This is a genomic window from Plesiomonas shigelloides, assembly GCF_900087055.1.
Taxonomy (GTDB): domain Bacteria; phylum Pseudomonadota; class Gammaproteobacteria; order Enterobacterales; family CAMTGL01; genus Plesiomonas; species Plesiomonas shigelloides.
Genome location: NZ_LT575468.1, coordinates 2,144,602 through 2,169,868, shown reverse-complemented (window position 1 = coordinate 2,169,868; position 25,267 = coordinate 2,144,602). Strand labels below are relative to the sequence as shown.

The window sequence follows — 25,267 nt, the reverse complement described above, 5'->3', positions numbered from 1 at the left end:
AAAAAGTGGCATTAGGTTTTGAAATGCTAATGTTATTAGCGGTATTTTTATTTGGCTTTCAACCATATGTGAGCAGGGACGTTGCTGTGGATTTTTTTCCGGTTAACAATAGTGATTTTCGTAACTGGCAAGATAAACATAATGCGGGAGGCGATTTTATTGTATTCTCAGATGTCCTCTGGTTAAATCCACTTCCTAATCAACGGATAATTTACTTGTGAAAATTTTATCTGTAATTGTATTTTTTCTGTGTGCAATGTATTGGTTCGCGCTTGCTCATGTGTCTTTGAATTTTTTAGACTCTCCTCCTGAAATAGTTAGGTTTTCAGAAGACAGGCAGTATAGAGTCACTATAAATGATATGTATCCAGTTAACCCTATAGGTTGGTACTGCTTTTTAACTACAGAATCACCAATATATTTCTCCTTGTATGATGCCGAAAATAATTACATAGGGCAATCATCACCTTTTTCATGTTATGGCCACTGGACTGCTGGCTATTTGCTATTTCCTAATGAATCGAAAGCGTATGGGGATGACGGGTTTGTTGTTCTTGATGATAGTAATAATGGCGAGCTAAATATCGGAATTAGGCATAAACGATGGTGGAGTTGGTGGTTTGGTTTGTTTCATTGATACATGAACTGTTGGCGAGGTTGTTCCAGACTACAGTAGTGACTTTCTTGATTGGGCAAGATAAACGTGATGCGGGGTTTTATCGTGTTCTTCAATGTACTTTAGTTAAGTCCACTTCCGCATCAGCGAGTTATTTATGAAGGGTGTTATTAAGTTATTAGCAGTCCTATGTGTTATTTATTGGTTGCTGCTTGCCCATGTCTCATTGGGTTTTCTAGATGACGCACCACCTATTAGCAAGTTTTCAAAAGATGGAAGGTATAAGATTGTTTTTGAACCAGTGCATCCAGTTAATCCAATTGGTTTATACTGTCTTTTATCTGAAGATTGGGCGCCTATATATTTCGTGCTATACGATTCGAAGGTTGGGTATATAGGTCAGTCTTCACCTTTTTCATGTTATGGGGCATGGCGAGATATTACTTATAGATTCCCCAGGGAAGAATTTACATTGGATGAAAATAGCTTTGTTGTGTTTGATGATGAGTATGATGGTGAGCTTAATATCAGCACTATAAATAAGAGATGGTGGAGTTGGTGGTTCGGTGTATTTCACTGAATTCCTCCATCAGCTGACTAATGACTGCGTTACGCAGGCTTTCAAGTCCAAGGACTACAATCAGCCGATTGATCAAGCGTACGACGGTGTTAGTGAATCAGATAAGTCGAAGTCGCTGAACAGGAATAACTCTATATCTGTAAAGTTATAAATCCTTAGAGCTCACTAAAAAATACACTTTTTCATGATGGTGTTTTTATTGCTCTTTGTGTCCACTATGAAATCAGGCTGTGTATTCCACACATACTCTTTCTTCTTCATATCAAAAAAACCAAACCAATTAACGACAAGAACTCCATCGTTCACAGTCAATTTAGCAATCGGTTTATCTAGGGAAATAGATGGCCAATCTATCTTTTCATTTCTTGACTCCAATATATCGATAAAAAACAGCTCAGAAGAGTTTTTTGTTAACTCACTTAGTTTCGCAGAAATTAATAGGTTGTTATCATTAACATTTACTCTGGCCTCACTCATATCAGACACGATTACATAGCCACCAAACCCACCGCAATTGACAGACCAATAACCCATGTATGGGCTGAACTTAGCATTAGCCACGCAAGAGAAAAAAGTTAGCAATATAACTAAAACTCTACCTATCATTATTTAACAACTCCAAATAAAGACTTTATAACCAGTTGCAGTAGCTTCCTTGGTATTGACTTTAAATTAGTGGCAATGATTGACCGTCAGATACCCATCGATGATATTACCTTGTGTTTCTTCTGATTTTGAGAGGAAAATTGCTCTACTCACTTTGGAATCCATAACCAAGCTAAACGTATTGCACCAGCTGTTTCGGTCCCATTTTTTAGATGGGGTGGGCGGTATTAAGACTGGTGCCAAGGGCTCGGGCGGTGTCACGGCATCCGGAGCCGTTCATTGCCACTTCTTATCCAAAAAACAAATAATACAAGACTAATTTAGAGTTACCACCTTTATTTCTGATATATCCAGGCTGCTATGTTTAAGCTGTTTGCTCACAAATGCATTACTTGTGAGTTATGGCATAACGCTCATTTCGTGGATTATCTCACGTTACAAATTGAACATTACAAAGTGTAGTATTCATGGGTAGTATGATGGATGAGCTTATCAGGTTGGATGTAGTTAGGAGATATTTGCATGGGACGCAGAAAATCGACTATTGATAATGCCTTGGATGCCATTCTTGATGTTACTGAGGTGTTCTGGCAGGTCGGAGCGATAGTATCTATATTGCTGGCTATCGTGACTTATGGAACCGCGCGGTATGTGCATAGGTTGAATTCATATACAGCGACAGAGATGATGGCCATCTTTGATGGATTTCTGTGGTGTGCGTACATACTACCTATTGCGACTGGCGTGTTTAGCTTGGTTTTTGGTGTGAAGGCGTTTAACACCTATGTGCGTGAAAACTGGATGTAGTTCCGAATAAGTGAAAATTTAGCTAAGTGAAATTAAGCAGTCCAGCAGCGGTATAACTGTAGGATTAGAAAAGGTCGTAGTTTAGGAAATTACACCGCAAATTAGGCGCTCACCATTACTACCTAATGGCTTTGGATGGTCTGAGTGATCATCGCCACCAGTATGAGTCATCAAGGCATGATCTTTCACATCATCGCTTTTTAAGCGATACGAGAGGGCAGGGGAAGACCCATTGTTGCGGTGATCGATGTAGAGTGCCAGCAAATCACCGAGGTGATTATCATTGCTCATAGATACTCATGCTTGTCTGTGTTTTTAGAAGCGTAGTGTCCACCTGCTGTATCACCAAGAACGGTTTTATCGCCTTTAGTTGAGCTATCGTAGGATGGGGACGTACGTACGTGGAAGCCGTACAGTCCAGAAGGAACTCCTTTCAGATCAGGAGTGAATACAGTGTCGTATTTACTCTCAGAAATCGTTGCGGCCTCACGCTGTTACCTGACTGAGCTCTTCCACGTCAACGGAGATGCCGTTGGCATGTGCCGCGAGCGAAAACATACCTAATGCAGCTAGCAGTAATGTACTTTTCAGTGGTTAATTTTGTAGTGACTTCAACTTAGTGGAGATGGTTCATTGTCAGATACCAGCCACTTAACTTCACGTGCATTTCTTCTGATTTGGAGAAGCAGATTGTCCTTCGGGTAAGCCGCTTAAGGTGTGTAATGCCATGGCACTTATTTAGAGTTACTCCCCACACTTTATGGCACGATGAAAGTGCTGATTGGATATAGAGATCAGTAACTATCTAGAGTTATGCTGGAGATGGTACGTGTTGATGAGTTATGTAAATATGCCGTGAGTTACACCGACATGTCTGCAGCAAATACCGCTGCAATTCAAGAGTTGGTCGCAATGATGGAAACATTGCAAGATAAGGTTGAGTCACTAATGTCAGAGAGGAAAGACCGTTTAATTGTAACCTAATGATTTTAAACTAATTTTTAATTTCAGATTTTGAGGTCGTTACGGACAAAAATTTTGGCTGTTTTTATGCAAAATCACGTCTTAAAGTGAATTGAAATTCATTGATGTGAAAAATTTTTTCTCCAAAACTAATTTTTTATCTTTATTAATCAAAAGCTTAAAATCACTCGAAATTCTTACTGCATAAGAAAATTCGTCAGATTTCCCTTTAAAATCATATAGATAAAAAAAGAGGCCTGACACGATCCCTGTATCTGGCCCAGGGGAATGGCTCTTTGCAGAGCCGTGCGCTAACTGATTAAAACAGGAGAACCGTTGCGGTATCCATGCTTCTAAGCGTAGTGGAGATGCGTAATAAATCCAGCTATGCATCCGATTTCGCATAAAATTGTCAAAATGCCATATCTGATGCATAGCTAAGCGTTAGCGCGGCATATCCTATTCCTCTGTGTTCCCCCAGTGTGAGCGCTTCTCTAACACTCTGTATTCATCGCTCATAACCCGCGCAGTAGCCTCGTGGCTATTCAACCGGGATGGCGGTTTGCCAGCTATCGGCTTGCTCCGGCATCTTTTGGTTAAGCAAGAAATGCGAACGGGCTTTGGCCATCGGTTTTAGTGGCGCGCTCGGTGGCGTTGCCACAGAAATACCTCCACGCAGCAGCTGATTCAGGGTTCCGGAGCTGGCGACACCCGAGAACAAACCAAAATCAACGTTATAACCGGAGCTGAGCCAGAATACGCTATTTTGACGAATCAGGTTCTGATAGCGGCGGTTAATACGTACCTGCACATGTACGCGATCAGCCAGTTTGCCCAGATTAAAGCCGGTCACGATGCCAATCTCCATACCGCGATACAGGATAGGTGTGCCGACAATCAACGAACCAACATTCGGCGCATCCAGCGTGAGCGTCAAGCCATCCAGATAACGCGATGACACAATGCTGGGCGGTAACAACTCAAACTCGCGGCTCGGATTACCATTGCCCGGCTCTGCGCTGATGTACGGCGTCAGAATGCTCTCGATATTGTAAATCCCAGTGGTATTGATCTCCGGTGTAACTAGCGTAAAACGGCTGGCATTCCGAGCAAACTGCGCATCATATTTAGGATACAAAATCGCCTGCACGGCGACGTGGTTGTTATCACGGGTGAGCTCGGTATTAATCACTTGTCCGACGGTGATCCCCAGATAGCGAATCGGCATATTTTTGCTGATCTTAGAAGCATCATCGGTCAGAAGGGTGATCTGGCGACCAATGGCTTTGGCCGCCTGTTCTGATGGATACAAGCGGCGTAGCTCACCTTTACCGGCACTGGCTTCCGATACGTTATCCATGCTGATTGCACCTTTAAGTGCGCGCGACAGCGGGGTGGCTTGTACCGATACGCCTCCGGCCCCAATCTCAACCTTGGCGCCGCCCTCGGCCCAGAAAATGCTCTGTGGTGTCAGCAGATAGCGGTACTGTGGGTCGATAAATACCGCAACATTAAATTCGCCTTTGGCGGTTGGCTTGATAGAAAGCAACTGACCAATTGGGAATTTACGATATAAAACCACCGAGCCTTGCTGGATATCGGGCAGCTCACTGGCTTGCAATGTCAGGGTCGGTTTTAGATCAGCGTAATCAATACCGGCGCGCGCACTTTTCAGATCGCCATACAGGGTGTAGCGGGTCTTCGGCGTGCCTTTACCGCCGGCTATCACATTGATGCCGCCTTGTAAAAACTCCTGCGCTGAGGCGCCTTTGACTTCCACACCATCCAAACCCACTTGAACATCAACTCGGCTGGCTGCGGCAAAGCGGCTATCTGCGTGGATCAAATGCCGATAACGCGGCTCTATCGCCACGGAAAACAGCACGCCTTCTGGCGTTAGCTCACGCGTAATAATCTGACCGATATTGATCCCGTTCAGCCACACAGGTTGATTAACATCCACGCCAAATGACTGCGGAGCCAGCAGCGTAAATTGCAGCGAATTTTCGGTTTGTTGCAGCAGCTGGCTATCATCCACGACCGTGAAACGCCGTTGCGGTGCACCTTCCCCTGGCATCAGCTGTAGGGTTGGACCGGTGAGCAAGGTGCTCACGCCAGCGGGATTACTGAGGGAAAAACTTGGGCGCTGCAATTTGATATGCGTGCCAGAGCGCAGTAAATCTTTGATGGAGGGGTCTACCACCAAGGTTCCCGCCACGCTGTTGACATCTTGTAGGTCCAGGTTAGTCAGTAGGCCGACTTTCAAGCCCTGATACATCAATGGCGTGCTACCGGCTTTTAATCCTCCAGCATTTGGGAAGGATAGGTGCACACTGATCCCGCGCTGGCTAGCCGCTAAATCGGGATACAGTGGATAGGACGCATCATCGGAGGCCTGCGGTGCATCGGCTGGCGAGTCAAACGCAATGGCTCCGTTGATCAGTGCATTGAGGCTTTCTAACTTGATGCTGGCGCCGGACAAACTGACATCGGCTTGTACGCCACTGGTGTTCCAGAAGCGGGAGGTGGTTTTGACCAAATTGGCGAACCGCTGCTCAATCAAAATATCGATCAACACGCCTTCGTTATCCGGCGCGATGCGATAATCATTCACTGTCCCCACCGGTATTTTGCGGTAGTAGACTTGCGAGCCGGTTGAGAGAGACCCTAAATCATCACTGCGCAAGTGCACCAGCAAATCACCGGTTGATTCACGATAACGCGGTGGCGCACTTAAAGCCGAGAAATGACTGACACTCGCGCCTTCGCCCGGCAGCATATTGATGTAGTTACCCGATACCAACGCATCCAGCCCAGAAATCCCGGCCAGTGAGGCTTTCGGAGTGACTAACCAAAACTGTGTTCCTTGGCGCAGCGTATCCACCGCTTGGCTGTAAATATCGGCTGTAACCGTTACGCCTTGCAGGTTAGGGCCCAACGAGACTTTACGCACCATCCCCACTTCTAACCCTTGGAAGCGAATGGGGGTACGGTTTGGCACGATACCGGTGGCCGAGTTAAAGTGAATTGAAATCTGTTCACCTTGCTCGCGTAGCGTGTAGTACACCAGACTCAGGGCGATTGCCACCGCAATCACAGGTAATATCCAAAACGGTGAAATCCGGCGTTTGGTTTTGATTTTTGCCGCGATCGGCGGCTGTTCAGGTGCGTGAGGTTGTTGGTTTGGCATGGACATCCCAGATTAAACGCGTATCAAACCATTCTGCAGCCAGCATGGTCAGATAAACGGCGGCGCAGAAAAAGAACGCCGCCGGCCCCAGAGTAAATGACAGGATCTGATCCCTATCGACCAGTGACATCATCAACGCCAGAACAAACAGATCCAGCATTGACCAGCGGCCGATGATTGAAACAAAACGAAAGAGATTCAATTGCCAGCGTCGCTGCCAGCCAATGCGAAATTGCACTGAAATCAGTAGCGCCAGCATCACTACAATTTTTACTAGCGGTACCAAAATACTGGCGACAAACACAATAATGGCAATCGGCACATTGTTGTTTTGTACCAGCGATAAAATCCCAGACATGATGGTGTCTTCTGCACGCACGCCACGCACATACAAAATAGAGATAGGCAGCAAGTTTGCTGGTAACAGCATCACAATGGCTGCCAGCACTGCCGCCCAAGTTTTTTGTAGGCTCTGCTGATAACGCGAACGCATTTTCATCAAACAGCGCGGGCAACGCCCTGCCACGTTCGGCTGCCCAGAATAATGGCAGTGTGGGCAGTGCAAAATTTGCTCTGGCGGAGTGTTGGAGGAGGGAACCGGTAGTGGATAGTAACGCTGCCAAAGCTGCGCTGGATTAAAGTGGATCATCAGCAGCGTCATCAGCAGGGTGAGCAAAAACAGCGGAATTAAGCCAAATCCACCATTGAGTAGCGCGTAATCACGAATTTTGAATGCGGTTACCCCGAGCGCCAGCAGATAGACATCCAGCATCACCCACTCTTTGAGCTTTTCTAAGATCAGCAGGCAAGGGCGTAAAGACCAGCGAAAACGCCGCGCAATCCAGAGATAGAAAATTCCTCCGGCGAATAGCGCGGGCGCGGCAACTGCGCATAGCAGCACCAAGGTGGCGGTGACCGGAAAACCTTGCCAGGCCATTTGCCATAAGCCTTCCCATAAGGAGGCATTGATGTTGACCCCGAACAAATTGATTTTGAGTAACGGTTCGGTATAGGCCAGCGGCATCAGAATCAACGCCGCCAGTGCAATCGCTGCTAACCGGTTCAATGACCAATCCCGCCCGTATGCGGTGACCGACATACAGCGTGGACATTCTGCATTTTGATTGCGCATCAACGGCGGAATCTGCAGCAGGCAATCGCAATAGCCACAGCGGGCCACGCGTAGCTGAGATAAATGATGTTTTGGCATGGCTGACTAGTTTAACCGAGTCAACCGCCCGCTGGCGATGATTTGTCAAAGAATATTGCGTAGGTCATTCGGCAGCGTACAGATACATAAAAAGGCGATTACGGATTGATTAACAGATAAATTTTCGTATAACGTAGCATTATACGTTACGTGTTGTTAACAAAGGTCTACAATGTCAGAAAAGAGCGCGTTTTACGCTGAATTACAGCGGGATATGAGTGCATTACTGCACGGGGAAACTAACCTGATCGCGATTTTGGCGAATGCCGGCGCATTGCTAAACAGTCGGCTGGATGACATCAACTGGGTTGGCTTCTATCTATTGGACGGCGAACAGCTGGTCTTAGGGCCGTTTCAAGGGGAAATCGCCTGTACCCGTATTCCAGTAGGGAAAGGCGTATGCGGAACGGCTCTGGCCGAGCAAAAAACGTTGCGGGTAGACGATGTGCATACCTTTGACGGACACATTGCGTGTGATAGCCGCAGTCGTTCCGAAATTGTGATCCCATTAAAAGTTAACGGGCAGTATTGTGGGGTTTTGGATATTGACAGCCCCTCATTAGGACGGTTCAGTGCAGAGGATCAACAGGGCTTAGAAAAAATAGTGATTGATTTAGGCCTACTCTTAGACGCTGATGCGTAGCTTTTATGGAGCAGGTCACTATAATACAGCCTGTTCATGCCTGCGCCTGTCGGCGTAAAAGTAGTAATTCAGGACTTTTCATGGAAAATCAACAGAAGCTGACCAGCAGCAAAGAAGTTATTGCATATCTGGCAGAGTGTTTCCCTCAATGCTTTACCCTCGAAGGTGAAGCGCGCCCTCTGAAAATTGGTATCTTCCAAGACGTAGTAGAACGTTTAGGTGAAGATGCTCGAGTAAGCAAAACTCAGCTGCGTTCAGCTCTGCGTCAATATACCTCCAGTTGGCGCTATCTGCATGGTGTCAAAGCGGGCGCAAGCCGCATTGACTTAGACGGCAATGCTTGCGGTGAGCTGGATCAACAGCATATCGACCATGCCCGCCAGCAACTGGAAGAAGCGAAAGCACGGGTGAAAGCCAAGCGTGCAGCTGCAAAGAAAGAAGAGGGTGATAAAGCGCCTCGCCGTCCACGTCAGGAGAAGCGCACCGAAGCGCGTACCCCGGCGCGTGCAGCTACCGCGCGTAAAGCCAAATCTTCACGTACTGTCTCTGCGGCAGAGCCGAAGAAGCAAATCAGCGAAACACCAGTACAAAGCGTCGAAATTGCCCAACTCAGCGTGGGTCAGGCGATTAAAGTGCGTGCCGGTAAAGGTCTGATGGATGCCACTGTTTTGGAAGTAGCCAAAGACGGTGCTCGTGTCCAGCTGGCCTCCGGTTTGGCAATGATTGTTCGGGCTGAGCATTTGCTCGCCTGAGGCGGAGACAGAAGCAAGGCATGAAAAATTTGTTTCGAGTAACATTAGCGGCCAGCTTTATGCTGGCCTGCTGGGCGCACGCTGCTGAGCCTAAGTATCCGCTGAGCAGCATTCCCCAGCTTGGCCCTGAAATGCAGCATCCCACCGCGGAAAAGCGCATTACAGCCCGTTTCACCCGTTCCCACTATCGTCAGTTCGATCTCAATAGCGAATTTTCAGAAAAGATCTTCGATCGTTACCTGAAAATGCTGGATTACAACCACAACGTATTCCTTAAATCAGACATCGACCAATTCTCCAAACAGCGCGATAACCTCGATAAAGAACTTAAAGAGGGAAAGCTAGATACCGCGTATGCGCTGTTTAATTTGTCGCAAAAACGCCGCTATGAGCGCTACGCCTATGCGCTGTCTTTGCTCGACAAACCAATGACCTTTACCAGCAACGAGACCTATGATCTCGACCGCTCCAAAGCGCCGTGGCCAACCACCACAGCCGAGCTGGATAAGCTGTGGTACGAAAAGGTCAAATTTGATGCACTAAGTCTGAAGCTGGCCGGTAAAGATTGGCCTGCCATTCAGGAAACGCTGACCAAGCGTTATAACTTTGCCATCCGCCGTTTGGCGCAAACCAACAGTGAAGATGTGTTCTCACTGTTCATGAATGCGTTCTCACGCGAAATCGATCCGCATACCAGCTATCTGTCCCCACGTAATGCCGAGCAGTTTAACAACGAGATGAACTTGTCGTTGGAAGGCATTGGTGCGGTGCTGCAAGCCGATGATGACTACACCGTGATCCGTTCGCTGGTGGCCGGAGGCCCTGCCTCGTCCAGCAAGAATATTGCGGTGGGCGATCGCATTATTGGGGTCGGTCAAGAAGGCAAAGAGATGGTGGATGTGATTGGCTGGCGTTTGGATGACGTAGTCGATCTCATTAAAGGCCCGAAAGGCAGCAAAGTCCGTCTGCAGATTTTGCCTGCGGGTAAAGACAGCAAAGCCCGAGAAGTGGTGCTGGTACGCGATAAAATTCGCCTAGAAGACCGCGCTGCGAAAGCGTCCGTCAAAGAAGTTAACGGACAGAAAATCGGTGTTCTGGAGATCCCAAGCTTCTACGTAGGCTTGAGTGAAGATGTGAAAGCGCGCTTGCAAGAGCTGCGCGATCAGAAAGTATCCGGCATCGTCATTGACCTGCGTGGTAACGGCGGTGGCGCACTGACCGAAGCGACTGCGCTCAGTGGTTTGTTTATCCCACAAGGCCCAGTGGTGCAGGTCCGTGACAGCTATGGCCGTATCAAGGTCAATGCGGACACTGATGACGTTTCTTACTATGACGGCCCACTCACCGTATTGGTTGACCGTTTTAGTGCATCGGCATCTGAAATCTTTGCTGCTGCGATGCAAGATTATGGCCGTGCATTGATCGTTGGTGAACAGACCTTTGGTAAAGGGACTGTGCAGCAGCACCGTTCACTGAACCATATCTACGATCTGTTTGATAAACCGCTTGGTCACGTGCAGTACACCATCCAGAAGTTCTACCGAATTAATGGTGGCAGTACTCAGCACAAAGGGGTGATCCCAGATATCGTGATGCCTACCGGTGTTGATCCGGCGGACACTGGCGAAGCGTTTGAAGATAACGCCTTGCCGTGGGATAGCATTGAGCCAGCCCCGTACGATAAATCGGGTACGCCAACGCAGTTTGTCCCTGAGTTGACCAAGCAGCATCAGTCGCGTATCACCAAAGATCCAGAATTTGGCTATATTCAGGCTGATATTGCCCAATATAAGGCGCTGAAAGCCAAAGAGAATAAGATCTCGCTGAATCTGGCTGAGCGGCAGAAAGAAAATCAGGAAGAAGATGCCCTGCGACTCAAGCGTGTAAATGAGCGTTTGGCACGTGCGGGTAAACCGGCGGTCAAGACCTTGGATGCGATCCCGAAAGATTATGAAGATCCGGATCCGTACATGGATGAAACCGTGAAGATCACGCTGGATCTGGCTAAAGATCAAGCCAAAGCGCAACCGGCAAAATCCTAAGTCGTCAGACAAACGAGATAAGCCGACAGACACATCAGCCAGTAGAGAGACAAGTCTCTAATCTGGCCAGAAATGAGAGTTGTGCGGTAAACCCAAAAACGCCGGTGCTAACCGGCGTTTTTCTTTTCTGTTCTTTTTCCCATTCCCCCCAGCCTTATCTTTGCTTGCGGCCTGATTCGCCGTTGTTCGCCCTATGAGTGTGATTTGCTGCGTGATGACGTGATGAGGGCGGAAAAAGACATGAGCGCGGCTCGGTGAAACCGTCTTCGCAAAAAATATCTTTAATATGCACGGTGAAAAAAGTTATCTGTGACTAACGTCAATATATCAGGGTCTCTATTATGCAGCCATGCGCTTACCGGAGGGCTTATGCTCCGATCACTGATGATGTTGATGCTGTGTGCCAGTATGAGTTTTTCTGTACCGGCTCGGGCCGAGCTGGATCAATCTCTCAACTCATTTGACGAGCCGTACATCGTCGGTGACTGGATCTGGCGTGCGCCAGACAATCAAGCCATCCCACTGGGCGAATTTAGCTATCGTATGATGTCGATTCGCTTTGATTCGAAAAACCATTTTATCTTTGTGCTGCAACGTGATGACGGTAATCATGATGTCTGGCAAGGGCGGTATGACATTACCAGTGAATACCTGACGCTGTATCCGCAAGGGGATCAGCCGCAGATGCTGCAATTCCAGCTGAGCCAAAATCAGTTTGTGATGGGCAATGTGATGTTCTCAAAACTGCCGCCAGCTGAATTGCTCGGTGCTTGGCGTAGTGCAGAAATCACTGGCAGTGATGTGACCTCCCACTTGCATAGCTTTGAAGTGAACTTCCTGCCGGACTTTCAGTTTGAAGCGCAGAGTGTGGGAAAAGATGGAAAATTACAGACAAACCGTGGTTTGTATATTTATGAAAATCACGAAGTCGTGCTGTTTTACCCGAATGGCCGTCAGTCATTGAACATCTCACAGCAAAATAATGAACTGATTTTGAACGATAACTTGTTCGATAGTCACATAGAACTTGTTAAACGCTAACCTGCAAGAAAGTGCTTATTCTTTTTCTCTAAGTGGTCAGATACCGGCGCAGAAGATGTAACTGCCGAGTATTTGCCCACTTTTTTGTTGCTTTTCCCCCATTTCGTTGTGAATTTAATCAGTAACTTCTGATTCGACCTGTTATTAGTAGATCCCTTCGGATAATTTCAGTAGTTTATTTTCTAAATTTTGAATGACGTTGCGTTGTGGTTACAGCTTTTGCGCAATAATCTTTCGGAAATTTTATTTGTCATTGCTTACGTTATTGTTGTTATGGGTTAAGGAGGACACATCTATGCAGGGGAGCTGTGGGTAACTGCAGCAACGCAGGCAATCCCTTTCGGGGATGTGATAGCGTACAACACCAGTGACAGGACTCAGGCACTGGTGCGGATTATTTTTTTCGCTAACTGATGCCAATTGAAGGAATAACTATGCAGATTGGTGTACCAAAGGAACGACTTGCGAATGAATCGCGGGTAGCTGCCACACCGAAAACGGTGGAACAACTGCTGAAATTGGGGTTCAGTGTTGTCATTGAACAGGGAGCCGGTCACCTTGCTAGCTTTGATGATGCAGCCTATGTTGCTGCCGGCGCGCAAGTTGTCCCGACTTCGGATGTCTGGAACGCTGACATTATTTTAAAAGTGAATGCGCCTGAGGATGCGGAAATTCCTCTGCTGAAAGAAGGTGCATCGTTAATCAGCTTTATCTGGCCAGCCCAGAATGCGGAGCTGATGGCCAAGCTGGCTGAGCGTAAAATCAATGTGATGGCGATGGATGCGGTACCACGTATCTCCCGCGCCCAATCACTGGATGCGTTAAGCTCTATGGCTAACATTGCCGGTTATCGTGCCGTGGTTGAAGCCGCGCATGAGTTCGGTTCATTCTTCACCGGTCAGATCACCGCCGCGGGTAAAGTACCGCCAGCCAAGGTGATGGTCATTGGTGCTGGTGTGGCCGGTTTGGCTGCCATCGGTGCTGCGGGCAGTCTGGGCGCGATTGTGCGTGCGTTTGACACCCGTCCGGAAGTAAAAGAACAAGTTCAGAGTATGGGGGCTGAGTTCCTCGAGCTGGATTTTGAAGAAGAAGCGGGCAGTGGCGATGGTTACGCCAAAGTGATGTCAGAAGCTTTCATTAAAGCTGAGATGGCGCTGTTTGCGGCGCAAGCCAAAGAAGTGGACATCATTATTACCACGGCGCTGATCCCTGGCCGCCCGGCACCCAAACTGATCACGACCGAAATGGTAGCCAGCATGAAGCCAGGCAGCGTGATTGTGGATCTGGCCGCGGCAACCGGTGGTAACTGTGAACTGACCAAAGCAGACAAAGTGGTTGTCACTGACAATCAGGTCAAGATTATCGGTTATACCGATTTACCAAGCCGTCTGCCGACACAGTCTTCTCAGCTGTACGGTACCAACTTGGTAAACCTGCTTAAGCTGCTGTGTAAAGAAAAAGATGGCACCATCAATATCGATTTCGAGGATGTGGTGCTGCGCGGCGTGACCGTGATTAAAGAGGGGGATGTCACTTGGCCACCTCCGGCGATCAAAGTCTCGGCTCAGCCACAACAGCAAGCGGCTGCCAAACCGCAAGCGGCGAAAGTGGAAGAGAAACCGGCGTCTCCGGCCAAGAAATACGGTCTGATGGCTGCGGGTATTGTGCTGTTTGGTTGGATCGCTAACGCGGCGCCAGCGGCCTTCTTGTCTCACTTCACTGTATTTGTTCTGGCTTGCGTCGTAGGCTACTACGTGGTGTGGAACGTCAGTCATGCTCTGCATACCCCGCTGATGTCTGTTACCAACGCCATTTCCGGCATCATTGTGGTCGGTGCGCTGCTGCAAATTGGGCAAGGGCACGGCTTTGTGTCGTTCTTGGCCTTTATCGCGGTATTGATCGCCAGTATTAATATTTTCGGTGGCTTCACCGTCACCCAGCGTATGCTGAAGATGTTCAGAAGGGACTGAGGGGTAGCACATGTCTGAAGGATTGGTACAAGCAGCTTATATTGTGGCTGCGGTGCTGTTTATTATGAGTCTGGCCGGTCTGTCCAAGCATGAAACGGCTAAAGCCGGTAACTGGTATGGTATTACCGGTATGGCAATCGCGCTGGTGGCGACCATTTTAGGTCCGCACTCAGCCGGTGTTGCTTGGATTTTGCTGGCGATGATTATCGGTGGTGCGATCGGGATCCGTCTGGCTCAGCGCGTTGAAATGACCGAGATGCCTGAGCTGGTTGCGGTACTGCACAGCTTCGTGGGTCTGGCGGCGGTTCTGGTAGGCTTTAACAGCTACTTTGACCACGGCGCGACCGAAGGCGTGCTGCTGAATATCCACCTGACCGAAGTGTTCTTGGGGATCTTCATTGGTGCCGTGACCTTCACCGGTTCGATCGTGGCGTTTGGTAAACTACGTGGCAAAATCAGCTCTAAACCGCTGATGCTGCCGCATCGCCATAAATTGAATCTGGCGGCGCTGGTGGTGTCGTTCCTGCTGCTGTTGGTGTTCTTGAACGCGGGTGGTGGTACGTTCGTTCTGGTGCTGATGACCCTGATTGCGCTGGCGTTTGGTTGGCATCTGGTGGCTTCTATCGGTGGTGCTGACATGCCGGTGGTGGTTTCCATGCTGAACTCCTACTCCGGTTGGGCAGCTGCCGCAGCGGGCTTCATGCTGGCGAACGATCTGCTGATCGTAACCGGTGCGCTGGTTGGCTCTTCGGGTGCGATTCTGTCTTATATCATGTGTAAGGCGATGAACCGCTCTTTCATCAGCGTAATTGCCGGTGGTTTTGGTACCGATGGTGCGGTTTCCAGTGGTGATGAAGAGATGGGCGAGTACCGTGAAACGACCGCTGAAGAAGTGGCTGAGCTGATCAAGAGTGCTGGTTCAGTCATCATTACACCGGGATACGGTATGGCGGTTGCTCAAGCGCAGTATCCCGTCGCGGAAATCACGCAGAAATTGCGTGAAAAAGGCGTACAGGTGCGTTTTGGTATTCACCCAGTTGCCGGCCGTTTGCCAGGACACATGAACGTTCTGCTGGCCGAAGCGAAAGTGCCGTACGACATCGTGCTGGAAATGGATGAGATCAATGAAGACTTCCCTGATACCGATGTGGTGTTGGTGATCGGTGCCAATGACACCGTGAACCCTGCTGCGCTGGAAGATCCGAACAGTCCGATTGCGGGCATGCCGGTTCTGGAAGTGTGGAAAGCACAGAACGTGGTGGCGTTTAAGCGCTCCATGAACACCGGTTATGCCGGCGTGCAAAACCCACTGTTCTTCAAAGAAAACACCCAGATGCTGTTTGGCGATGCCAAAGATAGCGTGGATGCTATTTTGCGCGCGCTGTAAGCGCTTGCCGATAGCAATCATCGCGTAGCTCGCCGCGAATAAAAAGCCCCGCCAATTTGGCGGGGCTTTTCTGTATGTTTTTTTATCATCGCGCGGTAGCCGTTGTACCGTATTCCCGCGGGAAGTGAGGTCAGTAAAGCAAAAGGCTTACTCTTCTGGTAGATCCGGATCGGCGCGCTCAACAATCAACTGTTTTGGCTTACGCTTCATCATCGTCATGCCCGCATCTGCGCCGGCGGTGAATTTACGCACCGCACGTGGTTTGGCTTTCACCGGTTTATTGTCTGACGCTTTCGTTGGCTTAGCCGTTTTCTTCATCTGCGGCTTAGCAACTTTCTTACGTAAACCTTGGAACTTACCGGTCAGGCCTTCAATGATGGAGAAGTCCAGCGGTTGGTTGACCGCCGCTTTCACGCGCTCATAGCTTTCCCAGTCTTTCGGACCGACCAGCGATACCGCATTGCCTTTGCTGCCTGCACGACCGGTACGACCAATACGGTGGATGTACTCTTCCGGCTGTTTTGGCATATCAAAGTTGATCACCAAAGAGACATTCAGCAGATCCAGACCTCGGGAGGCCACATCGGTGGTTACCAGCACTTTGTAACAGCCACGGCTGAAGTCATCCATGATTTTGTTACGGGCACTTTGGCTGTGCTCACCGCTCAGGCCAATGGCTTTGAGACCTTGCTGATTGAGCATGTCGGCCAGACGCTCGGTATCAGAGCGGGTGGCGGTGAAAATGATCACCTGCTGATACTCTTCGTGGCTCAGCAAGTGTGAGAGCAGGGCTTGCTTGTGATCCAGATGATCGGCCAGATAGAAACGCTGCGTGATGTCAGCGTGCTGCGCCATCGCATCACCCACTGCAATACGGCGTGGATTTTTCAGCGCGGCAAATGCCAACGCTTCCACGTCAGGCGTAATGGTTGCGGAGAACATCAACGTCTGACGATGGCGATGATCGGCCGATTGGTTAATGGCTTTCAGCTCTTCAGCAAAACCCAAATCCAGCATCCGGTCGGCTTCATCCATAATCAGCATTTCTACCCCGTTCAGGTAGATGCTGCGCTCTTTCAGATGGTTCGCCAAACGACCCGGTGTCGCGATGATGATATGTGGATTTTTACGCAGCGCACGAATTTGGTCGTTAAAGTTTTCGCCGCCCAGCAGCAGTGCGGCATCGAGATTTTTACCGGCCAGCAAAAAACGCAGTTGAGCATAAACCTGACGTGCCAGTTCGCGGGTTGGCGCGAGGATCACCGCGCGTGGATCGCGCTTTTGACGGGCACGCTCACGCAGCAGGCGTTGCATCATAGGCAGCAAAAACGCCATGGTCTTACCTGAGCCGGTTTGCGATGACGCGATGATGTCGCGCCCCGTAATGGCGGCTGGAATACACATTTGCTGGATCTCGGTTGGTTGTTCATAACCGAGGTTATTAATGGTGTTGATCAGACGTGAGTCGAGAGAAAGCTCGTCAAAACGCAAGGTTGTTACTCCGAAAAGATGTTCTATACACAAGACGGAGCAGAGGCTCCGTCCATGTTAATTCGATAATGCTGAATATGGCAGCTGTAGCCTTGATCGCAATAGGGATATTCCCTGTTGTGATAGGCGATTACTGTCAGTTTAGCCGTTGCAGGCCAGTGGTAGGGAGAAGGCCTTGCATAAATCGGCAACAAATTGTGGATCCTGACAGATGGTTTTCCCCGGGCTGTCAGACAGCTTGGCCACGGGCTTACCGTTGCATTCAGTCAATTTGATCACAATGTTCAGTGGCTCAACCCCAGGAATATCGCAAGTCAGGCGAGTACCAATGCCGAATGTGATGTTAATCCGATGGTGGAAGTGGCGATACAAGCCCAAGGCTTTATCCAAATCCAGATTGTCGGAAAAGACCAGCGTTTTGCTCTGCGGATCGATACCAAGTGCTTGATAGTGCGCAATGGCTTTTTCACCCCACGCGATGGCATCACCAGAGTCGTGGCGCAAACCTTGGTAGCGGGTGGCAAAACGCAAATCGAAATCGCGCAAGAACGCATCCATGGTGATGCAGTCTGTCAGCGCAATGCCGAGTGAGTCTGGATACACCTTAAGCCATGCATCCAGTGCGGCGCGCTGACTTTGTGCCAGCGCTGGACTCAGTTGCTGGTGCGCTTGGAACCATTCATGGGCTTGGGTACCGACCGGGGTCAGGTTCAACTGCCGCGCCAAGTGGTAGTTACTGGTGCCACAAAAGCCCGGGAACTCTTGCTGCAATGTACTGATAACGGCGTGTTGCACATCGGCAGAGAAACGGCGACGAGTACCGAAGTCAACCAAACGGAACTGATCCATATTCAGATCTGCTGAGTTGGCTTCAAAAATCGCCAGCTTGTTGCGCAGATGACTGACCGCTTGCTCAGTTGTGATATGCGGATAGCGGTGACGCTGGCTGATCTCACTGATCAATGCCAACAGCGGAACCTCCCACATGATCACTTCGTGCCATGGGCCTTCAATATGCAGCGCCAGTTGCCCTTGCACCACATTCACGGTGACTTGCTCAGGCTTATAGCGATAATTCTTGAGCCAGTTTAGGTAGTCGGCACGGAAAAACGGCAGGCCGGATAAGTACCGGTATTCTTCGTCGCTCAGCGACAGATCGGCCATCAGCTCAATCTGGGCTGCAATTTCATGCGCATAGCGGCTCAGCGCGTGCGCGCCACGGCAGCGGAACTCCGCTACCACCGGAGTATCCGGGTAGAGCAGGTAAACCGCTTGCTGCATATGCAGCTTATAAGCATCAGTGTCGAGCAGTGACGACAAAATCGGCGTGATTACGGATTGAGTCATAATTACCGTACAATATCCTTTATAAACACTGGCTGTTAACCACTGCGGCAAGTATACCTCAGAACAGTATGACATCCGTCAAGTTTATTTACTGCAAAGCAGACAAACATACCGTATGTAATGTTTTGTCTCTGTATTTATTCTTTATTTTTGCGCCATCCTCTGCCAGCTTGCATACAATAGACCTCGTGTTCAGTCGGAACGAATTAAGACAGGCGGCAAGATATGTCCTCTTGGCAAACCCTTGAAAGCAAAACTGTTTATGAAAACCCGTGGATGCGGGTGCGGGAAGATCAGGTCATTAATCCGGCCGGCAATCCGGCACTGTACGGGGTTGTGGAGTTCAAAAACCGTGGCGTAGGTATCGTGCCTTTGCATGCGGATGGCTCTATCACCTTGGTGCGGCAAACCCGCTATGCAACCGGCTGCAATAGCTCGTTGGAGCTGCCGGAAGGCGGTTGTCCGCACGGTGAGAACTGGTTTGATACCGCGCGCCGCGAACTGCAAGAAGAGACTGGCCTACTGGCCGAGGCCATTGAGCCTTTGCTGTTGGGCTTCCATGTTTCGAATTCCATCACCAATGAGACCGGTGCGCTGTTTGTGGCTACCGGCTTAAGCCAAGCGGAACAGCTTTTGGAAGAGTCGGAAGATATTACGGTCGAGCGCCATCCGTTTGATGATGTTTTGCAGATGGTGAAAAGCGGCATAATTACCGATGGTTATACTATTATGGGTATTTTATGTATGGCTGCGGAACGAAGCCGTTTTGGCTTATAAACGGTGTTTGACCACAACCTTATTTTTATGACAGGCTGCAAGTAATTCATCGCACAATATGTTTATCGCACCATGAGTCTCGTGCTTTCAATTTCAATGCGCTTTCAATTTCAATGAGAGCGCGAGTCACAACATGAGTTACTGCGCGTGTTGAAGATGAAAATAGCCTAAATACTGCAGAGGGAAGAAGAATAATGACGCAACAAATGCAGACCGAGCCGCAAGCTAAATATCGCAAGGATTACCGCGCGCCAGATTACACCATTACTGATGTGGCGCTGGATTTTGATTTATCCGCCGATGATACCGTGGTGACTGCCATTAGCCATGTGGTTCGTCAGAGTGAGCATGCCCAGCCGTTGGTACTCAACGGTGAGGGGCTGACGCTGGTTTCCGTGGCCGTGAATGGCCAGCCAGTGACGGATTATCAGCAAGATAGCCATAGTCTAACCATTAACGGTTTGCCGGCGGAGTGTGAGTTAACCATCATCACGCGTTTTAGCCCAGCGAAAAATACGGCGCTGTCGGGTTTGTACCAATCCGGTGAGGCGCTGTGCACCCAGTGTGAAGCGGAAGGGTTCCGTCGCATCACCTATTTCCTTGACCGCCCAGATGTATTGGCGCGTTATCAGACCAAAATCACCGCCGATAAAGCGCGTTATCCGTACCTGCTGTCTAACGGGAACCGTGTAGCGAGCGGAGAGCTGGCGGATGGGCGCCACTGGATGCAGTGGTCTGATCCATTCCCGAAACCATCGTATCTGTTCGCGCTGGTGGCGGGCGATTTTGATGTGCTGCGTGATACTTTCACCACGCGCTCCGGTCGTGATGTCGCGCTGGAGCTGTATGTCGATCGCGGCAATCTGGATCGCGCCGATTGGGCGATGGAATCCTTGAAGCAATCGATGCGCTGGGATGAAAACCGTTTTGGTCTGGAATACGATCTGGATATCTACATGATCGTGGCGGTGGACTTCTTCAATATGGGCGCGATGGAGAACAAAGGGCTGAACGTCTTTAACTCCAAGTTTGTGCTGGCAAAAGCTGAAACCGCCACTGATACCGATTATCTGGATATCGAACGGGTGATCGGGCATGAATATTTCCACAACTGGACCGGTAACCGCGTGACCTGCCGCGACTGGTTCCAGCTCAGTCTAAAAGAAGGGCTGACCGTGTTCCGCGATCAAGAGTTCAGCTCCGATCTGGGTTCACGAGCGGTTAACCGCATCAATAATGTGCGGGTGATGCGGGGTGCGCAGTTCGCTGAAGATGCGAGCCCTATGGCCCACCCGATCCGTCCGGATAAAGTTATCGAGATGAATAACTTCTATACCGTGACCGTGTACGAGAAAGGCTCTGAAGTCATTCGTATGATGCACACCTTGCTGGGTGAAGAGGCGTTTCAAGCGGGGATGCGCTTGTATTTCGAGCGTCATGACGGCAGTGCGGCAACCTGTGAAGATTTTGTCAAAGCGATGGAAGATGCCTCGGGTATCGATTTGACCCAATTCCGCCGTTGGTACAGCCAAGCCGGTACACCGCAGTTGCAGGTGCGTGACGAATATGATGCTAAGCAGCAGGTTTATCGTCTGCATGTGCGCCAAAGCACGCCACCAACGCCAGAGCAAACTGAAAAACAGGCTCTGCATATCCCACTAGATATTGAGCTTTATGCCGAAGATGGCGCGGTGATCCCGCTGCAAAGTGGTGGTCAGGCGGTGAATTCGGTGCTGAATGTCACTGAGCCGGAGCAAACGTTCGTCTTTGAACAGGTGCCGCAAGCGCCGGTTATCTCACTGCTACGTGAGTTTTCTGCGCCAGTGAAACTGGATTACCCGTACACCGATAAGCAGCTGACTTTCCTGATGGCGCATGCTCGCAATGACTTTGCACGTTGGGATGCGGCGCAAATGCTGATTGGTAAATATATGCGTTTGAATGTCGCTAACTGGCAGGCCGGTAATGCGCTGGAGTTGCCGATTGAGGTAGTGGATGCATTCCGTGCAGTATTGCTGGATGAGCAGCTCGATCCGGCCTTGGCAGCCTTGATCCTGACATTGCCGAAAGAGACCGAGCTGGCGGAATTGTTTGATCTGATTGATCCGGATGCGATCCGTGCGGTGCGTGAATTTATCCGTGATGAGTTGGTGTTGGAATTAAACGATGAACTGCGCGCCGTGTATCAAGCGCATGTTTTGCCAGAATATCGTGTTGAGCATGCTGATATTGCTCGTCGTGCGCTGCGTAATACTTGCCTCGGTTATTTGGCCTTTGCTGAAGGGGCTGACGCACTAGTGCGTCGTCAATACGAGCAGGCCGATAACATGACCGATACGCTAGCCGCGCTGTCTGCTGCTGTCAGTGCCGAGTTGCCATGCCGTGACAACCTGATGCAGCACTTTGCGGATAAATGGCAGCACGATGGTTTGGTGATGGATAAGTGGTTCATGTTGCAGGCAACCAGTCCGGCGGCCAATGTGCTGGAAAACGTGAAAGCGTTGATGCAGCATCCGTCATTCAGCTTGGCGAACCCGAACCGTACGCGCTCCCTGATAGGTGCTTTTGCATCGGGTAATCCATCGGCCTTCCATGCTAAAGATGGCTCAGGTTATCGCTTCCTGACCGATGTGCTGGTGGAGCTGAATAGCCGTAATCCTCAGGTGGCGTCACGGTTGATTGAGCCGTTGATCCGCTTAGGGCGTTATGACGCCGAACGTCAGCAATTGATGCGCGAGCAGCTGTTACGTTTACAAAAACTGGACAATTTGGCACGTGATTTGTTTGAAAAAATCACCAAGTCTTTAAGCTAAGCCAGCTGAAGGGATAAAATCCTACTTTTCAGCATATTTGTCTGTTTAACCGGATACGGCAGGGCAACCTGCCGTATTGTTTGCGATGATCTTCCATTTTTCCCTTTCAATTGATTATCAAACCTTTTTACACCACTACCATGGTCAAGCTCGGCAAATTTTGGTCTGGTCTGAAGAGGGAAAGCGGCTGAGTTTACCGGCGGCCCGTTTTCGTACATTTTTGCTACATAACGGTGTTAATGGTCGCTTTCGACTGGAAATAAATGCGCAAAACAGCATTGTTAGTCTGCAACGCTGCTGAAAGTGACAAAAATTGACGAAACACAATGACAAAGCCGATCAACTTGACCATAATGCGACTCCGGTTTCTGACCGGGGCATTCAGCTCGTTTATGCTTGATGATTGCGCAGTTCCGGGTGAGGAAACACACAGACCGGTACTGCTTTTTTCTCCCTCTGCTGTGTAGCCCTCCCGTTGATGCGCAGGATTCGTGACCGCGCGTTTATCAGGAGAGGTATCATGCTTTACCGTTTAGCCCGACAAGCCATTTTTCAATTTGAGCCAGAACGCGCTCATGATTTAACCATTCATAATCTTAAGCTGATCACCGGCACTCCCCTCGAATACGTCATCCGTCAAAATATCCCCAATAAGTCTGTCAGCTGCATGGGTTTGAGCTTTAAAAATCCAGTGGGTTTAGCCGCGGGTCTGGATAAAAACGCTGATTGCCTCGATGCATTGGGTGCGATGGGATTTGGATTTATCGAAGTCGGTACCGTAACGCCACGTCCGCAACCGGGTAATGACAAGCCACGTCTATTCCGCATTTTGGAAGCCGAAGGGATCATCAACCGGATGGGCTTTAATAATATGGGTGTCGATTATCTGGTCGAGAATGTAAAACAGGCGAAATACGATGGCATCATCGGTATCAATATTGGTAAAAACAAAGATACGCCGGTAGAGAAGGGTAAAGATGATTACCTGATTTGTATGGATAAAGTGTACGAGCATGCCGGTTATATTGCGATCAATATTTCCTCTCCAAATACGCCGGGCCTGCGTACATTACAATATGGCGAAGCGTTGGATGATTTGCTGCAAAGCGTAAAATTGCGCCAAGAAGAGCTGCATAAAAAGCATGGCCGTTATGTACCGGTTGCGGTGAAAATTGCACCAGATTTAACCGATGAAGAGTTAATCCAAATTGCCGATAGCTTGGTGCGTTATAAAATTGATGGTGTCATTGCCACTAACACCACATTAGACCGCAGTTTGGTACAAGGATATAAGCATGCCGAAGAAGCGGGGGGATTAAGTGGCCGACCGTTACAGCATCGCAGTACTGAAGTGATCCGTAAATTATCCGCTGAGCTGAAAGGACAGTTACCGATAATCGGTGTCGGCGGGATTGATTCAGCCATTGCCGCGCGTGAGAAAATGGCTGCGGGAGCATCACTGGTGCAGATTTATTCTGGCTTTATTTATCATGGTCCGCGTTTAATTAAAGATATTGTGTCCCATCTCTGATTATTTCTGCATAAAAGGCCAGACAGGGGTTTGCAATAACGCCTGTCTGGTTTACATTTATCCTGTACCTTGCCGTTTTATAAAACACACTGTCTACACTGATAAAATACATTAGGTCTGATAATGAAAATCAAGCCGGACGATCGCTGGAAATGGTATTTTGACGCCGAGTTTGACCGTTTAATGCTCGATCTTGCCAATGGAATGGTATTTCGCTCCCGGCTCGCGGGTCGTTTTTTGATTGCGGATATTTTTTCTGGCTGTGCATTTACGGTCGAAGATACAGCGCAATATTATGATTATATGGATGGCTTACACGCTAGCCCACTGACATCGGCACAGAAAGCGGAATTAGTTTTAAACGCCGTTGCCGCGCAACGCTTTTTAAAACCAGTAATGCCAAAGAGCTGGTATTTTGCCCAAATCAATCATGGCTATTCACCGGAAATGGGTGAATTGGTTCAAGTACAATTGGTTGATAGCGAAGAAAAAGTATTGCTGTTTGTGGTGGAAAATAGCGGTAACGCCAGTTTGTGCTTAGTTGCCCAGCCTCAGATGATCCTCAATGATCGTCCTCTGGCTCTTGGCGAGCCGATTAAGGTGATGAATGATCGCCTGTCTCCTGCCTCTACGCTGGCCTACGGGGCGTATGCGTGTGCGGGTTAATCGCGTTTCATCAGCATGGCTGAGTATGTGAAATACATAAATTGTGTGATGTAAGTCACTTTACGGTGATTTTCACGCTGAGTATTTGCATAAAAGTTTGATGCACCTCTTTATCTGACAATAGTCAGATCCTTATACTTCGCTCCTTCTATACTACGGAGCGCAAAAGTATGAGCATTCTTATGGCAATCGCACTGACTACCGGTCTTCTATCTGGTCTTTGGGCTTGGGTTGCGGTTAGTCTCGGTTTGCTCAGTTGGGCGGGTTTCCTCGGCTGCACCACCTATTTTGCGTCTCCAGTCGATGGGTTACGTGGCTTGCTGCTTAGCGTGCTGACTAATCTGAGCGGTGTTTTCTGGGCGATGGTTATCCTGCATGGCAGCGCATTAACTCCGCATCTGGAAATTGCCGGTTATATGCTGACCGCCGTCGTCTCTTTCTTTATGTGTATCCAAGCCAAGCAAAACTGGCTGAAATTCATTCCAGGGACATTCATTGGCTGCTGTGCGACTTTTGCAGCTAACGGCCAATGGCAGGTGGTTGTGCCATCGCTGGTGTTAGGTGCGGTATTTGGTTACAGCATGAAAGCCAGCGGTGTTTGGCTGCATGGCAAATTAGCGCAGAAGAAAAATATGCAGTCAGAACAGCACGTGACGATACAAGAAGGTGTCGAAGAAAAAAGTGCAGAGAAATCGGTACAGTCTGCGTGATGCCCATGGCAGTAGTCTGCTAGGGGCACATAGCCTTCCCTGAATAGCACATCGTTTATCTTAAATAACGCTTATTAGACTAAGTAGCATGATGTTTTGCATGCTACTTATCGTTTTCTTTATAG

Annotated in this window: 23 protein-coding genes and 1 pseudogene; 16 read left to right on the top strand and 8 right to left on the bottom strand. The window is 49.1% G+C overall.

The window, feature by feature from the left end; genetic code table 11:
• The first annotated feature begins 23 nt into the window (after window positions 1-23).
• From NCTC9997_RS15330 to NCTC9997_RS09625, 3 genes are all read left to right on the top strand, one after another.
• Window positions 24-221, top strand: coding sequence for a DUF6402 family protein (locus tag NCTC9997_RS15330; protein ID WP_071849697.1), 198 nt, complete (start codon window positions 24-26; stop codon window positions 219-221).
• Complete coding sequence (locus NCTC9997_RS09630) at window positions 218-637, top strand: DUF6201 family protein (protein ID WP_152136336.1); 420 nt, start codon at window positions 218-220, stop codon at window positions 635-637. The genes NCTC9997_RS15330 and NCTC9997_RS09630 overlap by 4 nt, the downstream gene beginning before the upstream one ends.
• 136 nt (window positions 638-773) lie before the next feature.
• The gene (locus tag NCTC9997_RS09625) at window positions 774-1,196 is read left to right on the top strand and encodes a DUF6201 family protein (protein ID WP_152136335.1); all 423 of its coding nucleotides are present in this window, start codon (window positions 774-776) and stop codon (window positions 1,194-1,196) included.
• A gap of 165 nt (window positions 1,197-1,361) precedes the next feature.
• Here NCTC9997_RS09625 and NCTC9997_RS09620 read toward each other — a convergent pair whose 3' ends face one another.
• Entirely contained in the window at window positions 1,362-1,802 is a 441-nt protein-coding gene (locus tag NCTC9997_RS09620; RefSeq protein WP_064977961.1) for a hypothetical protein, read from the bottom strand.
• Between the two features lie 208 nt (window positions 1,803-2,010).
• Complete coding sequence (locus tag NCTC9997_RS15505; RefSeq protein WP_071849714.1) at window positions 2,011-2,082, bottom strand: IS1-like element transposase; 72 nt, start codon at window positions 2,080-2,082, stop codon at window positions 2,011-2,013.
• Window positions 2,083-2,324: 242 nt separating this feature from the next.
• Between NCTC9997_RS15505 and NCTC9997_RS09610 the strand changes: the two genes are divergently transcribed.
• On the top strand, window positions 2,325-2,609 hold the full coding sequence (locus NCTC9997_RS09610; RefSeq protein ID WP_064977960.1) for a hypothetical protein: 285 nt from the start codon (window positions 2,325-2,327) through the stop codon (window positions 2,607-2,609).
• Window positions 2,610-2,690: 81 nt separating this feature from the next.
• On the opposite strand, the gene NCTC9997_RS15240 is transcribed toward NCTC9997_RS09610, so the two are convergent.
• The 4 genes and pseudogenes from NCTC9997_RS15240 to yebS form a co-directional block, all read right to left on the bottom strand.
• Entirely contained in the window at window positions 2,691-2,900 is a 210-nt protein-coding gene (locus NCTC9997_RS15240) for a superoxide dismutase family protein (RefSeq protein ID WP_197665192.1), read from the bottom strand.
• 325 nt (window positions 2,901-3,225) lie between these two features.
• Window positions 3,226-3,330, bottom strand: a pseudogene (locus NCTC9997_RS09600) (IS1 family transposase); the annotation flags it as partial.
• 783 nt (window positions 3,331-4,113) lie between these two features.
• Window positions 4,114-6,762 (bottom strand): PqiB family protein, encoded by a 2,649-nt coding sequence (locus NCTC9997_RS09595; protein WP_064977959.1) that lies wholly within the window; start codon window positions 6,760-6,762, stop codon window positions 4,114-4,116.
• A complete protein-coding gene (gene yebS, locus NCTC9997_RS09590) occupies window positions 6,734-7,972 on the bottom strand; it encodes a membrane integrity lipid transport subunit YebS (RefSeq protein ID WP_064977958.1) in 1,239 nt (412 codons plus the stop codon). Before yebS ends, NCTC9997_RS09595 begins: the two co-directional genes overlap by 29 nt.
• Before the next feature lie 172 nt (window positions 7,973-8,144).
• Here yebS and NCTC9997_RS09585 point away from each other — a divergent pair, with 172 nt between their 5' ends.
• The 6 genes from NCTC9997_RS09585 (at window position 8,145) to pntB (ending at window position 15,807) form a co-directional block, all read left to right on the top strand.
• Window positions 8,145-8,615, top strand: coding sequence for a GAF domain-containing protein (locus NCTC9997_RS09585; protein WP_010863995.1), 471 nt, complete (start codon window positions 8,145-8,147; stop codon window positions 8,613-8,615).
• A gap of 80 nt (window positions 8,616-8,695) precedes the next feature.
• Complete coding sequence (proQ, locus tag NCTC9997_RS09580; RefSeq protein ID WP_010863994.1) at window positions 8,696-9,367, top strand: RNA chaperone ProQ; 672 nt, start codon at window positions 8,696-8,698, stop codon at window positions 9,365-9,367.
• Window positions 9,368-9,387: 20 nt separating this feature from the next.
• On the top strand, window positions 9,388-11,409 hold the full coding sequence (gene prc / locus NCTC9997_RS09575; RefSeq protein WP_064977957.1) for a carboxy terminal-processing peptidase: 2,022 nt from the start codon (window positions 9,388-9,390) through the stop codon (window positions 11,407-11,409).
• Between the two features lie 369 nt (window positions 11,410-11,778).
• Window positions 11,779-12,450, top strand: a complete 672-nt coding sequence (locus NCTC9997_RS09570; RefSeq protein ID WP_010863992.1) for a hypothetical protein — start codon at window positions 11,779-11,781, stop codon at window positions 12,448-12,450.
• Between the two features lie 434 nt (window positions 12,451-12,884).
• Complete coding sequence (gene pntA / locus NCTC9997_RS09565; RefSeq protein ID WP_039046727.1) at window positions 12,885-14,420, top strand: Re/Si-specific NAD(P)(+) transhydrogenase subunit alpha; 1,536 nt, start codon at window positions 12,885-12,887, stop codon at window positions 14,418-14,420.
• A 10-nt stretch (window positions 14,421-14,430) separates the two neighbouring features.
• Window positions 14,431-15,807 (top strand): Re/Si-specific NAD(P)(+) transhydrogenase subunit beta, encoded by a 1,377-nt coding sequence (gene pntB, locus NCTC9997_RS09560; RefSeq protein ID WP_010863990.1) that lies wholly within the window; start codon window positions 14,431-14,433, stop codon window positions 15,805-15,807.
• Window positions 15,808-15,954: 147 nt separating this feature from the next.
• Here pntB and NCTC9997_RS09555 read toward each other — a convergent pair whose 3' ends face one another.
• Both NCTC9997_RS09555 and pncB read right to left on the bottom strand, forming a co-directional pair.
• Window positions 15,955-17,298 (bottom strand): DEAD/DEAH box helicase, encoded by a 1,344-nt coding sequence (locus NCTC9997_RS09555; RefSeq protein ID WP_064977956.1) that lies wholly within the window; start codon window positions 17,296-17,298, stop codon window positions 15,955-15,957.
• Window positions 17,299-17,439: 141 nt separating this feature from the next.
• Window positions 17,440-18,645, bottom strand: coding sequence for a nicotinate phosphoribosyltransferase (gene pncB / locus NCTC9997_RS09550; RefSeq protein WP_010863988.1), 1,206 nt, complete (start codon window positions 18,643-18,645; stop codon window positions 17,440-17,442).
• A gap of 225 nt (window positions 18,646-18,870) precedes the next feature.
• Between pncB and NCTC9997_RS09545 the strand changes: the two genes are divergently transcribed.
• The 6 genes from NCTC9997_RS09545 (at window position 18,871) to NCTC9997_RS09520 (ending at window position 25,142) form a co-directional block, all read left to right on the top strand.
• On the top strand, window positions 18,871-19,422 hold the full coding sequence (locus NCTC9997_RS09545; protein ID WP_064977955.1) for an NUDIX domain-containing protein: 552 nt from the start codon (window positions 18,871-18,873) through the stop codon (window positions 19,420-19,422).
• A 206-nt stretch (window positions 19,423-19,628) separates the two neighbouring features.
• A complete protein-coding gene (gene pepN, locus NCTC9997_RS09540) occupies window positions 19,629-22,235 on the top strand; it encodes an aminopeptidase N (RefSeq protein ID WP_413463052.1) in 2,607 nt (868 codons plus the stop codon).
• 85 nt (window positions 22,236-22,320) lie between these two features.
• Window positions 22,321-22,536, top strand: a complete 216-nt coding sequence (locus NCTC9997_RS15500) for a DUF2835 family protein (protein WP_010863985.1) — start codon at window positions 22,321-22,323, stop codon at window positions 22,534-22,536.
• Between the two features lie 219 nt (window positions 22,537-22,755).
• A complete protein-coding gene (gene pyrD / locus NCTC9997_RS09530; protein ID WP_064977953.1) occupies window positions 22,756-23,766 on the top strand; it encodes a quinone-dependent dihydroorotate dehydrogenase in 1,011 nt (336 codons plus the stop codon).
• A 123-nt stretch (window positions 23,767-23,889) separates the two neighbouring features.
• The gene (locus NCTC9997_RS09525) at window positions 23,890-24,432 is read left to right on the top strand and encodes a cell division protein ZapC (protein ID WP_010863983.1); all 543 of its coding nucleotides are present in this window, start codon (window positions 23,890-23,892) and stop codon (window positions 24,430-24,432) included.
• Between the two features lie 170 nt (window positions 24,433-24,602).
• Window positions 24,603-25,142, top strand: coding sequence for a DUF1097 domain-containing protein (locus NCTC9997_RS09520; RefSeq protein ID WP_010863982.1), 540 nt, complete (start codon window positions 24,603-24,605; stop codon window positions 25,140-25,142).
• The last annotated feature ends 125 nt before the right edge of the window (window positions 25,143-25,267 follow it).

Excerpts from the sequence above, each read along its gene's own strand:
- yebS (WP_064977958.1), bottom strand. The coding sequence starts at position 7,972 with ATGCCAAAACATCATTTATCTCAGCTACGCGTGGCCCGCTGTGGCTAT.
- NCTC9997_RS09625 (WP_152136335.1), top strand. The coding sequence starts at position 774 with ATGAAGGGTGTTATTAAGTTATTAGCAGTCCTATGTGTTATTTATTGG.
- pepN (WP_413463052.1), top strand. The coding sequence starts at position 19,629 with ATGCAGACCGAGCCGCAAGCTAAATATCGCAAGGATTACCGCGCGCCA.
- pncB (WP_010863988.1), bottom strand. The coding sequence starts at position 18,645 with ATGACTCAATCCGTAATCACGCCGATTTTGTCGTCACTGCTCGACACT.
- NCTC9997_RS09545 (WP_064977955.1), top strand. The coding sequence starts at position 18,871 with ATGTCCTCTTGGCAAACCCTTGAAAGCAAAACTGTTTATGAAAACCCG.
- NCTC9997_RS09585 (WP_010863995.1), top strand. The coding sequence starts at position 8,145 with ATGTCAGAAAAGAGCGCGTTTTACGCTGAATTACAGCGGGATATGAGT.
- NCTC9997_RS15500 (WP_010863985.1), top strand. The coding sequence starts at position 22,321 with ATGATCTTCCATTTTTCCCTTTCAATTGATTATCAAACCTTTTTACAC.
- NCTC9997_RS09610 (WP_064977960.1), top strand. The coding sequence starts at position 2,325 with ATGGGACGCAGAAAATCGACTATTGATAATGCCTTGGATGCCATTCTT.
- NCTC9997_RS09570 (WP_010863992.1), top strand. The coding sequence starts at position 11,779 with ATGCTCCGATCACTGATGATGTTGATGCTGTGTGCCAGTATGAGTTTT.
- proQ (WP_010863994.1), top strand. The coding sequence starts at position 8,696 with ATGGAAAATCAACAGAAGCTGACCAGCAGCAAAGAAGTTATTGCATAT.
- NCTC9997_RS09520 (WP_010863982.1), top strand. The coding sequence starts at position 24,603 with ATGAGCATTCTTATGGCAATCGCACTGACTACCGGTCTTCTATCTGGT.
- NCTC9997_RS15330 (WP_071849697.1), top strand. The coding sequence starts at position 24 with ATGCTAATGTTATTAGCGGTATTTTTATTTGGCTTTCAACCATATGTG.
- prc (WP_064977957.1), top strand. The coding sequence starts at position 9,388 with ATGAAAAATTTGTTTCGAGTAACATTAGCGGCCAGCTTTATGCTGGCC.
- NCTC9997_RS09620 (WP_064977961.1), bottom strand. The coding sequence starts at position 1,802 with ATGATAGGTAGAGTTTTAGTTATATTGCTAACTTTTTTCTCTTGCGTG.
- NCTC9997_RS09595 (WP_064977959.1), bottom strand. The coding sequence starts at position 6,762 with ATGCCAAACCAACAACCTCACGCACCTGAACAGCCGCCGATCGCGGCA.
- NCTC9997_RS15240 (WP_197665192.1), bottom strand. The coding sequence starts at position 2,900 with ATGAGCAATGATAATCACCTCGGTGATTTGCTGGCACTCTACATCGAT.
- pyrD (WP_064977953.1), top strand. The coding sequence starts at position 22,756 with ATGCTTTACCGTTTAGCCCGACAAGCCATTTTTCAATTTGAGCCAGAA.
- NCTC9997_RS09525 (WP_010863983.1), top strand. The coding sequence starts at position 23,890 with ATGAAAATCAAGCCGGACGATCGCTGGAAATGGTATTTTGACGCCGAG.
- pntA (WP_039046727.1), top strand. The coding sequence starts at position 12,885 with ATGCAGATTGGTGTACCAAAGGAACGACTTGCGAATGAATCGCGGGTA.
- pntB (WP_010863990.1), top strand. The coding sequence starts at position 14,431 with ATGTCTGAAGGATTGGTACAAGCAGCTTATATTGTGGCTGCGGTGCTG.